12 protein-coding genes are annotated in these 13,148 nt (G+C 73.5%); 5 read left to right on the top strand and 7 right to left on the bottom strand.

From position 1 onward, the window contains the following. Positions 1-81: 81 nt before the first annotated feature. Positions 82-1,008: an SWIM zinc finger family protein gene (locus ABEE00_RS12925; RefSeq protein ID WP_451918563.1), complete on the bottom strand. Its 927-nt coding sequence runs from the start codon at positions 1,006-1,008 to the stop codon at positions 82-84. After that, a complete protein-coding gene (locus ABEE00_RS12930) occupies positions 1,005-3,956 on the bottom strand; it encodes a DEAD/DEAH box helicase (protein WP_345745547.1) in 2,952 nt (983 codons plus the stop codon). The genes ABEE00_RS12925 and ABEE00_RS12930 overlap by 4 nt, the downstream gene beginning before the upstream one ends. A 249-nt stretch (positions 3,957-4,205) precedes the next feature. Here ABEE00_RS12930 and ABEE00_RS12935 point away from each other — a divergent pair, with 249 nt between their 5' ends. Next, a complete protein-coding gene (locus ABEE00_RS12935) occupies positions 4,206-4,388 on the top strand; it encodes a hypothetical protein (protein ID WP_345745548.1) in 183 nt (60 codons plus the stop codon). Positions 4,389-4,517: 129 nt separating this feature from the next. Here the strand turns inward: ABEE00_RS12935 and ABEE00_RS12940 are convergent, their stop codons facing one another. Beyond that, the gene (locus ABEE00_RS12940; protein WP_345745549.1) at positions 4,518-5,423 is read right to left on the bottom strand and encodes a hypothetical protein; all 906 of its coding nucleotides are present in this window, start codon (positions 5,421-5,423) and stop codon (positions 4,518-4,520) included. Positions 5,424-5,524: 101 nt separating this feature from the next. On the opposite strand from ABEE00_RS12940, the gene ABEE00_RS12945 reads away from it, so the two are divergent. Continuing rightward, positions 5,525-6,421, top strand: a complete 897-nt coding sequence (locus tag ABEE00_RS12945) for an oxygenase MpaB family protein (protein ID WP_345745550.1) — start codon at positions 5,525-5,527, stop codon at positions 6,419-6,421. Positions 6,422-6,440: 19 nt separating this feature from the next. Here the strand turns inward: ABEE00_RS12945 and ABEE00_RS12950 are convergent, their stop codons facing one another. Beyond that, positions 6,441-7,049 (bottom strand): class I SAM-dependent methyltransferase, encoded by a 609-nt coding sequence (locus ABEE00_RS12950; RefSeq protein ID WP_345745551.1) that lies wholly within the window; start codon positions 7,047-7,049, stop codon positions 6,441-6,443. A gap of 152 nt (positions 7,050-7,201) precedes the next feature. Between ABEE00_RS12950 and ABEE00_RS12955 the strand changes: the two genes are divergently transcribed. After that, on the top strand, positions 7,202-7,603 hold the full coding sequence (locus ABEE00_RS12955) for a roadblock/LC7 domain-containing protein (protein ID WP_345745552.1): 402 nt from the start codon (positions 7,202-7,204) through the stop codon (positions 7,601-7,603). Between the two features lie 81 nt (positions 7,604-7,684). Here ABEE00_RS12955 and ABEE00_RS12960 read toward each other — a convergent pair whose 3' ends face one another. Continuing rightward, positions 7,685-8,113 (bottom strand): PPOX class F420-dependent oxidoreductase, encoded by a 429-nt coding sequence (locus ABEE00_RS12960; RefSeq protein WP_345745553.1) that lies wholly within the window; start codon positions 8,111-8,113, stop codon positions 7,685-7,687. A gap of 131 nt (positions 8,114-8,244) precedes the next feature. Between ABEE00_RS12960 and ABEE00_RS12965 the strand changes: the two genes are divergently transcribed. Beyond that, the gene (locus ABEE00_RS12965) at positions 8,245-8,634 is read left to right on the top strand and encodes a roadblock/LC7 domain-containing protein (RefSeq protein WP_345745554.1); all 390 of its coding nucleotides are present in this window, start codon (positions 8,245-8,247) and stop codon (positions 8,632-8,634) included. Between the two features lie 60 nt (positions 8,635-8,694). Here the strand turns inward: ABEE00_RS12965 and ABEE00_RS12970 are convergent, their stop codons facing one another. Next, positions 8,695-9,585, bottom strand: a complete 891-nt coding sequence (locus tag ABEE00_RS12970; RefSeq protein ID WP_345745555.1) for an acyl-CoA thioesterase — start codon at positions 9,583-9,585, stop codon at positions 8,695-8,697. A 55-nt stretch (positions 9,586-9,640) separates the two neighbouring features. After that, the gene (locus ABEE00_RS12975; protein WP_345745556.1) at positions 9,641-12,169 is read right to left on the bottom strand and encodes a DEAD/DEAH box helicase; all 2,529 of its coding nucleotides are present in this window, start codon (positions 12,167-12,169) and stop codon (positions 9,641-9,643) included. 154 nt (positions 12,170-12,323) lie between these two features. On the opposite strand from ABEE00_RS12975, the gene ABEE00_RS12980 reads away from it, so the two are divergent. After that, positions 12,324-13,127 (top strand): metal-dependent hydrolase, encoded by an 804-nt coding sequence (locus ABEE00_RS12980; protein WP_345745557.1) that lies wholly within the window; start codon positions 12,324-12,326, stop codon positions 13,125-13,127. The last annotated feature ends 21 nt before the right edge of the window (positions 13,128-13,148 follow it).

The raw sequence follows: 13,148 nt of genomic DNA on the forward strand, positions 1-13,148 counted from the left end.
TCCGACTGCCTTGTGAGTGACGGCTCGCCCGGCGACGCTCCGCGCCACCGGACGAGCCTTGCTCAGCTTCGGCAGTGGTCGCTACCGAAGTGACAGGCGGTCCCGCACCGGCAAGGGCGGGTCCAACGACAGGAGGGACGCCGCGTCCTCGTCCACGCTCAGTGCGGGCGAGGGCGCGCTCTCGCCGTGGCCCGGCCCCAGCGCCTCGAGCAGCATGCGCCGCGCCCTCACCGCCGCGGCCCCCGCGAGGAACTCCAGCGCCGCGACGTCGAGCCCGGCCGCCGGAGGGGAGCCGCCGGAGAGGAGGGGCGCGCGCCCCGGCTCCGCCGGAGGGGCCGGCGGAGCCGGGAGCGGCGGCAACACGGCCCCGAGCGCGTACGCCTCATCCGCCGGCACCCCCTCAGGGGCCGCGGGGGAAGTCCCCGTACCCCGCCCCTGCACCTCGTCCACCAGCCACTCCACCCCACGCCCCCGCAGCAGCAGGAGCAGCAGCGGATCCCGGTCCAGCAGCCGCGCGAGCTGATAGCTGAGGGCCGCGGTGTGCACGCAGTGGTCCCACGCCTCGCACGTGCACCGGGGCTCCAACTCGCCGATTCCCGGCAGGAGTTCGACGCCCACCCCCGCCGCGTCCTCCGCCAGGTGCGGCGGCAGTTCGCGGTCCAGGAGCGCCGCGAGGTGCCCCGCCTCCGCGACGACCGCCTCCACCAGCCGGTCCCACGCGCCCGTCTCCAGCTCCCGCAGCAGGACGTCCGCGCGGTACCCGGTGCCGTCCCTCCCGCGTACCACCGCCGTCGCCCCGCCGGGCCGCACCGACACCGCGCCGACCCCGCCCTGACGGGCCAGCGCCCGCCCCTTGCGGAGCTGTTGGCCGTCCAGCGCGGTGTCCTCCAGCGCCTGGATCCAGGCGCGGCCCCACCACGTCTCAGCGAACCCGCGCCCGCGCGCGGGCGGCGGCGCCTCGACGACGCGCTCCGCGTTCGCCGCCCGTGCCTCGTACGACCCGTTCATCGTCCGTTCCTCCGCAGCTCGATGAGGCCCGCCAGCTCGGCGTCCGACAGTTCGGTGAACGCCGCCTCGGCGGAGTCGCCGCCCAGCACCGAGTCGGCCAGCGCGCGCTTGCGCTCCAGCAGCGCGGCGATGCGGTCCTCGACGGTGCCCTCGGCGACCAGCCGGTGCACCTGTACGGAGCGGTGCTGGCCGATGCGGTACGCGCGGTCGGTGGCCTGCGCCTCGACGGCCGGGTTCCACCAGCGGTCGAAGTGCACGACATGGCTCGCCGCCGTGAGGTTGAGCCCCGTGCCCGCCGCCTTCAGCGAGAGGAGGAAGACCGGGACTTCGCCGTCCTGGAAGCGCCGCACCATCCGTTCGCGCTCGGGAACGGAGGTGCCGCCGTGCAGGAATTGGGAGGGCACCCCGCGGTCCGCCAGGTGCCGCTCCAGGAGCCTGCCCATCGCCACGTACTGCGTGAAGACCAGCACCCCGGCGTCCTCCGCGAGCAGCGTGTCCAGCAGCTCGTCGAGGAGCTCCAGCTTTCCCGAACGGCCGGTCAGCGCGGTGCCCTCGTCCGGCGCCTCGCCGAGGTACTGGGCCGGGTGGTTGCAGATCTGCTTGAGCGAGGTGAGCAGCTTGACCACCAGCCCGCGTCGCGCGAACCCGTCGGCCCCCGACAGCTCCGCCAGCCCCTCCCGCACGACCGCCTCGTACAGCCCGGTCTGCTCGGGCGTGAGCGCCACGGCCCTGTCGGTCTCCGTCTTGGGCGGCAGTTCGGGCGCGATGCCCGGGTCCGTCTTGTGGCGGCGCAGCAGGAAGGGCCGTACCAGGCGGGCCAGTTGCCCCGCGGCCTCGGGGCCGGCGCCGCCCTCCACGGCGTCCGCGTACCGGCGGCGGAAGGAGGAGAGCGAGCCGAGCAGCCCCGGCGTCGCCCAGTCCAGGACCGACCACAGCTCGGAGAGGTTGTTCTCCACGGGGGTGCCGGTGAGTGCGACGCGGGCGCGCGCGGGGAGGGTGCGGAGCTGCTTGGCGGTCGCGGAGAACGGGTTCTTCGCGTGCTGCGCCTCGTCCGCGACCACAAGACCCCACGGCGCGCCGAGCCCGGCCAGCCGCTCCGCGTCCAGCCGCATCGTGCCGTACGTGGTCAGCACGAACTCCCCGTCGGCCAGGCCCTCCAGATCGCGCCCCGGGCCGTGGAAGCGGCGTACCGGGGTGCCGGGCGCGAACCGTTCGATCTCCCGCTGCCAGTTGCTCATCAGCGAGGTCGGGCACACCACCAGCGTCGGACCCGCGCCGCCCGGCTGCCCCTGCCGGTGCAGGTGGAGGGCGATCAGCGTGATCGTCTTGCCCAGCCCCATGTCGTCGGCCAGACAGGCGCCGAGCCCGATCCCGGTCATGCGGTGCAGCCAGTCGAGCCCGCGCAGTTGGTAGTCGCGCAGGGTGGCGGCGAGTGCGGCGGGCTGCGGTACGGGGGCGCGGCTCTGCTGCTCGGGGTCGGCGAGCCTCTGCCGCAGCTCCTCCAGCGCGCCCGCCGCCCGCGCCTCGAAGCGTTCGGCGGGGGAGTCGGCGGACTTCCCGGCGGTGCTCTCGAACGTGCCGGTCAGCGCCGTGCGCAGCGCGTCCAGCGGCGTGAGCTTGGCGTCGCTGCGATCCCGCGCCCTGCGGATCTCCTCGGGGTCGACCAGCACCCACTGATCGCGCAGCCGCACCAGGGGGCGGCCGTGCTCGGCGAGCCGGTCCAGCTCGGCGCGGCTCAGCTCCTTGCCGCCGAGGCTGTGCCGCCAGTCCACGCTGAGCAGCGCGTCGGCGGAGAGCAGGGAGGGCAGGGCCGACTCCATGCCGTCCTCGCCCCGTGCTTCCTCCTCCTCGCCGACCACGACGCGCGCCGTCAGGCTCCGCACCAGCTCCTTCGGCCAGTGCACGCGTACGCCGGCGGCCTCCAGCGCGCGGGAGGCGGGCGCGCCCAGCAGCTCGCCCACCTCCTCGTCCGCGAGCTCCACCGCCTCGGGCGCGGCCGCCGACAGCAGCGGCGCGAGGGGCTCCCACGCGGCGGCCGCGCGGCGCAGGGACACCAGGGCCTCGGTGCGGGCGCGCGGGCCGAAGGCGGCGGCGCGCCCGCCGCCCGACCACACCTCGGCGGCGTCCGCGAGGAGCGTGGGGTCGGTGCGGCTGTGCAGCTGCGGTACGGCGCGGAAGCGGGGCGCCGCGGGGCCGCCGTCCCCGTCGTCGTTCCCGGCACCGGTCAGCCCCGACACCTCGATGCGCAGGGAGAGCCGCACGCCCGCGTCGTGCCCAGCGGCCACGTCGGCGGCCCAGTCGCGCTGCTCCGGGATGCGGCGCGGCTCGGGCGCGGCGAACGCGGGACCGCCCGCTGCCGGCGCGGCGGCGGGGGAGCGCGGCAGCCCGTCGGCCACGGCGTCCAGGAACGCGCGGAGCTGCCGGTCCGGCGCTGGCAGCAGCGGCATCCCGTCGTCCCCGGCGCCCGGCAGCGGGGCCGCGTGCGCGTACGGGGGCATCGCGGCGGCCAGCTCCTGCAGCCGCCCGATGTCCTCCTCGTCGAGCGGGCCGAGGCGCCAGGCGTCGTACTCGGCGTGGCTGAGCCCCGGCAACAGGCGCCCGCGCGCGGCGAGTTGGAGCGCCAGCACCGCGGCGGCGCCCCAGAAGGCCGCGGCGCTGCCCGACCCCTTGGCGCGCGCACGGGTGAGCACGGGCAGCGCGTCCCGTACGGGCAGGGTCAGCGCGGGAACGGTGTGCAAGGCGATGCCCCCGGCCCCGTCGGGGAGCGCCACCTCCAGGTCCTCGGTCTCGCCCTCGGCCGGTTCCGACACCGGGGTGCCGCCGTCGGGCCCGAGCTCCGGGTCCCAGAAGGCGATGACGGAGGAGCGCGGCGGGTCGGCGGGCAGGAGGACGGCGGCGCACTGTGCGAGTTCGGCGATGCGGGCGGGCGAAACGGCGGTCTGTGCCACGGGTCCGACACGTTCCTCAAATTTGACTAGTGTGGAAGGCGGCCGAGGGTACAGCACGCGCGGAGCGAATCGGAAGCGCGTACGGGGGGGCGCGGGGCGGCGCTCGTGCCCCGCTGTGCCCGGGTGTGTGCGGGGTGGAGCGTGGGCCGTTCCGTGGTGAGGCGTTCCGGAAGGAACCCTTCGCCCGGATCGGGCGTTCAATGGAGACAGCGGCAGTGAGCCGCCGCTGCTCCGGAGGAGGGCCGTGACATGACCAACCGAGGAAAGATCGTCGTCGGCGGTGTGGGCGTCGGCCTGCTGCTGTGGTGGCTGACGACGTTCTGGATCGCCGTGCTGGTGGTGGTCGGGGTGCCGGCCGTCGCCTATCTCACCCTCGACCCCTCGCAGCGCCGCAGGCTGCGCCGGGTGGGCCGCAAGGAGCTCGGCCGCTGACGCCGGGGCCGGCGCCGGCCCGGTGCCGCACGGCCGCCGACGGCGGGCGGCCGACCCCTGCCGCCCGCACCGCGGCAGGGCGGTGCGGGCCGACCCCGGGAGGTCGGGCGGCGGTGATCCAGGCCGGATTCAGGCCGCGGGCCGTACGGCGATGCCGTCCAGCTCGCTGAGCAGCCGCGGCAGTTCGCGCCCGCGGCCGACCGGCAGCACCTCGCCGGGCTCCTCGTCCAGGAGCAGGAAGGCGATGTCGTCGGTGCGGGCCACCAGGCTCCAGCCGGGGCCGTCGGCGCGCAGGGTGCGGGCCTCGCCGGAGGCGAAGGAGGAGCGCACCCGGCCCGGGGGCGGCGGCGCGGTCAGATAGCCGCGCACCTCCTCCAGCACGCGGAGCACGGAGGGGCTGAGCTTGGCGTCCTCGTCGGGCTGCGCGCCCGCGTCCTGCGCGGCCGGCTGCGTCTCCCCGTCCGGCTGCGCGTCCCCGGCCGCCCGGCCGTCCTCGTCCCGCTGCGTCTCCGCGTCACGCTCCGCGTCCTGGCCGACGAACTCCACGTCCTCGTCCACCTGTTGCCGCCACGCCGCCCACTGGAGCGCTATCTCGTCCGCGCCCATGCGGCGTTGCGCCGGACCCCAGTTCTCGGTGTCCGGAGGCGTCAACGGGGCCCGGCCGCCGTCCATTTCGGGGTCCGGGTCGGGGTCGTGCGGCTCGGGCACGCCGGGCGCGCACACCGCGAGCGGCAGCGGCCAGCCCGGCATGGCGGCGGCGATGCTCCGGTCGTCGGGCGAGAGGTCGTATTCCATCCCGCAGTCCCAGGCGGCGATCGCGCAGGCCACCAGCGTCACGTCGTCGGTGGCCACGGTCCAGCGGGCGCCGGAGCCGTCCTGCCCGAGCACCAGCCCGTAGCCCTCCTCGTACGGGGCGAGCCCCAGGGCCGCGCAGGCCTCCGGGTAGTCGTCGCCGAGCACGCTCGGGAACTGAGCCGGCGTCAGCAGGACTGCCGTGAGCACATACAGTGCGTCGTCTTCTTCCTCGGCCGCCACCTGCTGCCCCTTTCCGATCAGTTTCGGGGAACGATAGCCCTAGAGACGGCCCGCCTCCAGAGGCAGGTCGCGCAACCGACGGGACAGAAGGGGCGAAGCGCGTGCAGCGTTACGACCGGCTCAAGACCATCCTCCGGCTCGACCCCGAGCGGGACTTCCTGGAGATCTACCGGCTGATCGCCGCGTACGAGTTCCCCTGGGACATGACCAGGGCGCTGGAGCTGGCGCTCTACCGCACGTACGCCGTGCCCAGCATCGGGCGGCTGCTCGCCGAGACCGCCGAGCTCACCGACCGCACGCAGAAGCGCTACGACGACACCTCGCTGCTGCTCGACGCCGTGGTGGAGCACGGCTTCGACTCCGACGAGGGCCGTACGGCGGTGCGCCGCATCAACGCCATGCACCGCAGCTACGACATCTCCAACGACGACATGCGCTATGTGCTGTGCACCTTCGTGGTGGTGCCCAAGCGCTGGCTGGACGACTTCGGCTGGAGGGCCCTCACCGCGCACGAGCTGCGCGCGGTGGCCGCGTACTACCGGGAGCTGGGCCGCCGCATGGGCATCAGGGGACTCCCGCAGAGCTACGAGGACTTCGAGCGCTGCCTCGACGACTACGAGGACGCGCACTTCGGCTGGGACGAGGGAGCGCGCAGGGTGTCCGACGCGACCCTCGACCTGATGGCCTCCTGGTACCCGGCGCCGCTGGCCCCCGCGGTGCGCGCCGCCAGCAAGGCGCTGCTGGACGACTCCCTGGTGCGCGCCTTCCGCTACGCGCCGCCCTCCCCGGCGCTGAGGTCGGCCGCGCGCGGGGCGCTGCGCGCGCGGGCGAAGTGCGTGCGGCTCCTCCCGCCGCGCCGGAAGCCGCACTTCGCGCGGCAGAACCCGGAGATCAAGGGCTACCCCGGCTACCCGGTGGGCTACCGGATCGGCGACCTCGGGACGTTCCCCTCGGGCGACAAGGCGCGCACCCCCGCGTGCCCCGTCACGCGGAAGTGAGCACCGGACCGGTGGAGCCTCAGGCCCGCTCCGCCAGCGCCAGATAGCGCTCCGGCTCGTCCTCGTACGACGTCAGCCGCCAGCCCGCCGCCGCCAGGAGCGGGCGGAGGTTGGGCTCGGCACGGGCGTCGTCGGGGCCGAGGGTGTGGCCCTTGCGGGCCGCGAGGGCCGCGCGGCCGATGGGGTGGAAGAGGGCGAGGGTGCCGCGCGGGCGCACCACGCGGGCGAGTTCGCGCAGGCCCTCCTCCTGGCCCCGCATGTGGGAGACGAGGCCCGCGGCGAACACCGCGTCCAGGCCGCCGTCCCGCAGCGGCAGCCGCGCCGCGTCGGCCAGGAGCAGGGTCCCGTACGCGTCCCGGCCCTCGTGCGCGGCGACCTCCAGCATCTCGGGGGTGAGGTCGGCGCCCAGCACCAGCCCTCCGGGGCCGACCGCCTCGCGCAGCGCGGGAAGCGCGCGCCCCGTGCCGCAGCCCGCGTCGAGCACGGCGGCGCCCTCCGGCAGCCTCATCGCGGCCACGGCCGCCGCGTACCGGGGGCCGTCGCCCGCGAACTTGGCGTCCCAGCCCGCCGCCCGCGCGGCGAAGAACGCGCGCACCCCCGCGGGGCCCTCCGTCGTCTCGTGTCCCATCGGCCCATCATCGCGCAGCCGTGACGGGGCGCGGCCGGGGGCTGCGGCAGGGGTGTCCGGAGCGTGCGAACGCCGTTACCGTCGGCTGTGCGGCGGTCCCCCCTTTTGTCACGCCTTTTCATCGTTCCCGATCCGGCCCGAGGAGGCCCCCGTTGACCGACGCGGCCCATGGATTCCAGGAGCTCGGCTGGCTGCTCGACGATCTCGTGGCGCGGGTGTCCGCGGTGCGGCACGCCGTGGCGCTGACCGACGAGGGGCTGGTGGCCGGCGCCTCCGGAGGTCTCGTGCGCGAGGAGGCCGAACACCTAGCCGCCATCGCCTACGGCATGCACATCCTCGCCGAGGGAGCGGGGCGCCGCTTCCGCACGGGAGGGGTGCACTACACGGTGACCGAGATGGAGGAGGGCTGTCTGTACGTGGCCTCCGGCGCGGCTACGGTGCTGGCGGTGCTCACCGATACGCAGACCGAACGGGAGCTCATCGCCTACGAGTTGAGCAGGCTCGCGCGGCGCGCGTCCGGTCGGCTGCACACCTCGGCGGCCCAGGGCGGCTGACCGGCATCCGGGCCGAACCCGGGTCGGCCCCGGGCCGGCTACGGGCTGACCCCGGTCCACGCGGTGTGCGGTGCCGCGGGCTCAGCCCGTCATGTCGGCGAGCGCGACGACCTTCTTCACGCGCATGCGGACGAGGAGTTCACCGGCGACGGCGTTCCGCCGGCCGAACTCCTCGGCCCGCGCCTCGCCCACGTACCGCGCGGCGATGCGGGTCGCCCAGGGGAGCATCTCCGCCAGGTCGTCGTGGAGGCTCACCTCGCCCTGGAGCGTGGCGAAGGCGTACGGCGGATCGTCGTCGTCCACGCACAGCACGGCCCTGCCGTCCCGGGCGAGATTGCGCCCCTTCACCGTGTCGGCGCCCGTGTTGAAGACGATCTCGTCGTTGTCCAGCAGGAACCAGACCGGCGCGACATGCGGGCTGCCGTCGGCGCGTGTGGTCGCGAGCTTGCCCGTGCGGGTGCCGGCGGAGACGAACGCCCGCCACTCCTCGTCACTCATCGTGTGTGCCATGCGCCCCATGGTGCGTCAGGAGCTGCCGCACCGGCCGGTAATGGCGTGCGGAATCCGGGTGATGGTTGCTCAGCGCACTGTCGTGGGTAAGGCTGGCACGGCAGTTGCCGAGGAGAAGGGGGACGAGGGGGATGGCACTCAACACGGGACTCGACTGGTTGCTGGACGACCTGACGCAGCGGGTCTCCACCGTGCGGCACGCGCTGGTGCTCTCCAACGACGGGCTGGTGACGGGCAGCAGCCAGGATCTGGAGCGCCAGGACGCGGAGCACCTCGCCGCGGTCTCCTCCGGGCTGCACAGCCTGGCCAGAGGCTCGGGGCTGCACTTCGGCGCGGGCCGGGTGCGCCAGACGATGATCGAGTTCGAGGAGGGCGTGCTCTTCGTGACGGCGGCGGGGGACGGTAGCTGCCTGTGCGTGTTCGCGGGCGCCGAGGCCGACGTCGGGCAGGTCGCGTACGAGATGACGCTGCTGGTCAACAGAGTCGGGGAGCACCTGGGGCTGCCGGTGCGGAACGGCTGAGCCCCGGGGCGGCCGCCGCGCCGTTCCGCGGCGGGGTCCTCCACCGTGCTCAGCCCTCCCTCAGCCGTCCACCTTCCTGAACAGCCCTTCCTGCATCACGGACACCAACAGCCGGCCCTCGCGGTCGTAGATCTGACCCCGCGCCAGGCCGCGGGCACCCGTCGCGACCGGCGACTCCTGCTGGTACAGGAACCACTCGTCGGCGCGGAACGGCCGGTGGAACCACATCGCGTGGTCCAGCGAGGCCATGTCGAAGCCCCGCGGGCCCCACAACGGCTCCAGGGGGATCCGCACCGCGTCGAGCAGCGTCATGTCGCTGGCGTAGGTCAGCGCGCAGGTGTGCACCAGCGGATCGTCGCCGAGCGAACCGATGGCGCGCATCCACACACCGCTGCGCGGCTCGGCGCCCTCCAGCTCGGCCGGCGTCCAGCGCAGCCGCTCCACATAGCGGATGTCGAAGGCCATCCGCCGCTCCATGCGCTCGAGCTGATCGGGGAACTCGCCCATGTGCGCGCGGAGTTCGTCGGGCAGCCGGGGCAGGTCCTCCGGCGCGGGCACCTCCGGCACCGGCATCTGGTGCTCGAAGCCGGGCTCGGGGCGGTGGAAGGAGGCGGTCAGATTGAAGATCGTGCGGCCCTGCTGCACCGCCACCACCCGGCGCGTGGTGAAGGACCGTCCGTCCCTGACCCGTTCGACCTGGTAGACGATCGGCACCCCTGGCCGCCCCGGGCGCAGGAAGTAGGAGTGCAGCGAGTGCACCGGCCTGTCGCTCTCGACGGTGCGGCCCGCCGCGACCAGTGCCTGGCCCGCGACCTGGCCGCCGAAGACCCGCTGGAGGGATTCCTGCGGGCTGCGGCCCCGGTAGATGTTCAGGTCGATCTGCTCCAGGTCCAGCAGGTCGACCAGCCGCTCGGCCGGGGTGGGCTCAGGGGTGGGCTCGGGGCTCGTCATCCGGGGCGCTCCTCTGGTGGGTTGCGGGCCTCAGGCGGGTGCGGGTCGCGGCAGGTTACATGGGTCCCACGCCGGTGACCTTGAGCACCGCGCGGCCCTCCTCGTCCGAGGCGGTCAGGTCCACCTCGGCCGAGATGCCCCAGTCGTGGTCGCCCTCCGGGTCGGCGAAGGTCTGCCGGACGCGCCACAGCCCGTCCTCCGGGACCTCCTCGATGGACAGCAGCTTCGGGCCGCGCGCGTCCGGGCCCGTGCCCAGCTCCTCGTACTCCTCCCAGTACGCGTCCATGGCCTGCCGCCAGGCGTCCGCGTCCCAGCCGTCCTCGCCGTCGAGCTCGCCCAGCTCCGTGAACTTGTCCAGGGCCGCCAGCTCCACCCGCCGGAACATCGCGTTGCGCACCAGCACGCGGAAGGCGCGCGCGTTGGCGGTGACCGGCTTGACCTGGTCGGCGCGGTCCTGGGCCTCCTCGGCGCTCTCGTCCTCGGGGTTGGCGAGCTGCTCCCACTCGTCCAGCAGGCTGGAGTCGACCTGGCGCACCATCTCGCCGAGCCACTCGACGATGTCCTCGAAGTCCTCGGACTTCCGCTCGTCGGGGACGGTGTGCTCCAGCGCCTTGTACGCGCTCGCCAGATAGCGCAGCACGATGCCCTCGGTGCGCGCCAGCTCGTAGAAGGCGACGAACTCCGTGAAGGTCATGGCCCGTTCGTACATGTCGCGGATCACGGACTTCGGCGAGAGCGGGTGGTCGCCGACCCACGGATGGGACTTGCGGTAGAGCCCGTACGCGTGGAAGAGCAGCTCCTCCAGCGGCTGCGGATACGTGATGTCCATCAGCCGTTCCATGCGGTCCTCGTACTCGACGCCCTCGGCCTTCATCTCGGCGACCGCCTCGCCCTTGGCCTTGTTCGTCTGCGCCGCGAGGATCTGCCGCGGGTCGTCCAGCGTGGACTCCACGACGGAGACCATGTCCAGCGCGTACGAGGGCGATTCGGGGTCCAGCAGCTCGAAGGCGGCCAGCGCGAAGGTGGACAGCGGCTGGTTGAGCGCGAAGTTCTGCTGGAGGTCCACGGTGAGCCGGATCGAGCGGCCCTGCTCGTCGGGCTCGTCGAGCTGCTCGACCACGCCGCCGTCCAGGAGGGACCGGTAGATGGCGATGGCGCGGCGGATGTGGCGGAGCTGCGAGCGGCGGTCCTCGTGGTTGTCCTCCAGCAGCTTGCGCATCTGCTGGAAGGCGTCGCCCGGACGCGCGATGACGGACAGCAGCATCGCGTGGGTGACACGGAAGCGGGAGCTGAGCGGCTCGGGGTCGGAGGCGATGAGCTTCTCGAAGGTCTGCTGGGTCCAGTTGACGAAGCCCTCGGGCGCCTTCTTGCGCACCACCTTGCGGCGCTTCTTCGGGTCGTCGCCGGCCTTCGCGAGCGCCTTCTCGTTCTCGATGACGTGCTCGGGGGCCTGCGCCACCACGTACCCCGAGGTGTCGAAGCCGGCGCGCCCCGCACGGCCCGCGATCTGGTGGAACTCGCGCGCCCGCAGCGTCCGCACGCGGTTGCCGTCGTACTTGGACAGCGCGGTGAACAGCACCGTGCGGATGGGCACGTTGACGCCCACGCCGAGGGTGTCGGTGCCGCAGATGACCTTCAGCAGCCCGGCCTGGGCCAGCCGCTCCACCAGCCGCCGGTACTTGGGCAGCATGCCCGCGTGGTGCACCCCGATGCCGTGCCGCACGAAGCGCGAGAGGTTGCGGCCGAACTTGGTGGTGAAGCGGAAGTTGCCGATGATCCGCGCGATCTCGTCCTTCTCGGCGCGCGAGCACATGTTGATGCTCATCAGCGCCTGAGCGCGCTCCGCGGCCTGCGCCTGGGTGAAGTGGACGATGTAGACCGGCGCCTGACGGGTCTCCAGCAGCTCGGTCAGGGTCTCGGTGATCGGGGTGGTGCGGTAGTCGTAGTGCAGCGGCACGGGGCGCGTCGCCGAGCGCACCACCGCGGTGTCCCGCCCCGTGCGCCGCTTCAGGTCTTCCTCGAAGCGGGACACGTCGCCGAGCGTCGCCGACATGAGGACGAACTGCGCCTGCGGCAGCTCCAGCAGCGGGATCTGCCAGGCCCAGCCGCGGTCCGGCTCGGCGTAGAAGTGGAACTCGTCCATCACGACCTGACCGATGTCCGCGTTCGCGCCGTCCCGCAGCGCGATGGACGCCAGCACCTCGGCGGTGCAGCAGATGACCGGCGCGTCCGCGTTCACCGAGGCGTCGCCGGTCAGCATGCCGACGTTCTCGGTGCCGAACAGCTTGCACAGGTCGAAGAACTTCTCGGAGACCAGCGCCTTGATCGGCGCGGTGTAGAAGGTGACCTCGTCGCGGGCCAGCGCGGCGAAGTGCGCGCCCGCGGCGACCAGGCTCTTCCCCGATCCCGTCGGGGTGGAGAGGATGACGTTGGCCCCCGACACCACCTCGATCAGCGCCTCCTCCTGGGCCGGATAGAGGGAGATGCCGCGCTCCTCGGACCACGCGGAGAAGGTCTCGAAGAGGGCATCCGGGTCGGCGTCGGCGGGGATCTGATCGATCAGGGTGGCTGTCACGCCCTCCATACTGCCTTCCCTGCCTCCCGATCAGGGAACCGGTTCGGATGCCGTGATCACCGACCGCTACGCTGTGTCGCCGACCGGGCGTCAGATCGGGAAACGAGGACCGCCCGGCTCCTGGAACGCACGACAGCGCAGCTCGTAAGGGTGGGGAACACACATGATGGGACCGGCGCACTCGCTCTCGGGTGCAGCGGCGTGGCTCGGAGCGGGAGCGTTGGCGGCCGGGCTGGACCACCCCATGCCCTGGCCCGTCCTGGTCGCCGGGGCGCTGATCTGCTCGGGCGCCGCGCTCGCACCGGACCTGGACCAGAAGTCGGCCACCATCTCGCGGGCCTTCGGGCCGTTCTCCCGGGGGCTGTGCGGGATCATCGACAAGCTCTCCGAGGGCGTCTACAACGCCACCAGGGGCACCGGCGAGCGGCACCGCTCGGGAGGCCACCGCACCCTGACCCACACCTGGCTGTGGGCCGTGCTGATCGGCGCGGGCTTCTCGGCCGCCGCGGTGTTCGGCGGCCGCTGGTCGGTGCTGGTGATCCTCTTCATCCACATGGTGCTGGCCGTGGAGGGCCTGCTGTGGCGGCAGGCCAGGGTCTCCAGCGACGTGCTGGTGTGGCTGCTGGGCGCGGCCGGCGCGTGGATACTCGCCGAGCTGCTGGACCAGCCGGGCATGGGCTCGGAGTGGCTGTTCGCCGGGCAGGACATGCCGTACCTGTGGCTCGGGCTGCCGATCATGCTGGGCGCGCTGGTGCACAACATCGGGGACGCGCTGACCATTTCGGGGTGCCCGATCCTGTGGCCGCTGCCGATAGCGGGCAAGCGCTGGTACGCGCTGGGCACGCCGCGCTTCATGCGCTTCCGCGCCGGCGCCTGGGTGGAGAACAAGGTGCTGATGCCGCTCTTCATGGTGCTGGGCGGCGCGGGGGCGCTGGTGGCGCTGGGGCTCCTGCCCTCCTGGACCTGAGCCTCTGGCCGGGTCCGGCCG

This window comes from Streptomyces odontomachicola, assembly GCF_039605595.1.
In the GTDB taxonomy this organism is placed as follows: Bacteria; Actinomycetota; Actinomycetes; order Streptomycetales; family Streptomycetaceae; genus Streptomyces.

Excerpts from the sequence above, each read along its gene's own strand:
- ABEE00_RS12980 (WP_345745557.1), top strand. The coding sequence starts at position 12,324 with ATGATGGGACCGGCGCACTCGCTCTCGGGTGCAGCGGCGTGGCTCGGA.
- ABEE00_RS12965 (WP_345745554.1), top strand. The coding sequence starts at position 8,245 with ATGGCACTCAACACGGGACTCGACTGGTTGCTGGACGACCTGACGCAG.
- ABEE00_RS12935 (WP_345745548.1), top strand. The coding sequence starts at position 4,206 with ATGACCAACCGAGGAAAGATCGTCGTCGGCGGTGTGGGCGTCGGCCTG.
- ABEE00_RS12960 (WP_345745553.1), bottom strand. The coding sequence starts at position 8,113 with ATGGCACACACGATGAGTGACGAGGAGTGGCGGGCGTTCGTCTCCGCC.
- ABEE00_RS12975 (WP_345745556.1), bottom strand. The coding sequence starts at position 12,169 with ATGGAGGGCGTGACAGCCACCCTGATCGATCAGATCCCCGCCGACGCC.
- ABEE00_RS12970 (WP_345745555.1), bottom strand. The coding sequence starts at position 9,585 with ATGACGAGCCCCGAGCCCACCCCTGAGCCCACCCCGGCCGAGCGGCTG.
- ABEE00_RS12925 (WP_451918563.1), bottom strand. The coding sequence starts at position 1,008 with ATGAACGGGTCGTACGAGGCACGGGCGGCGAACGCGGAGCGCGTCGTC.
- ABEE00_RS12950 (WP_345745551.1), bottom strand. The coding sequence starts at position 7,049 with ATGGGACACGAGACGACGGAGGGCCCCGCGGGGGTGCGCGCGTTCTTC.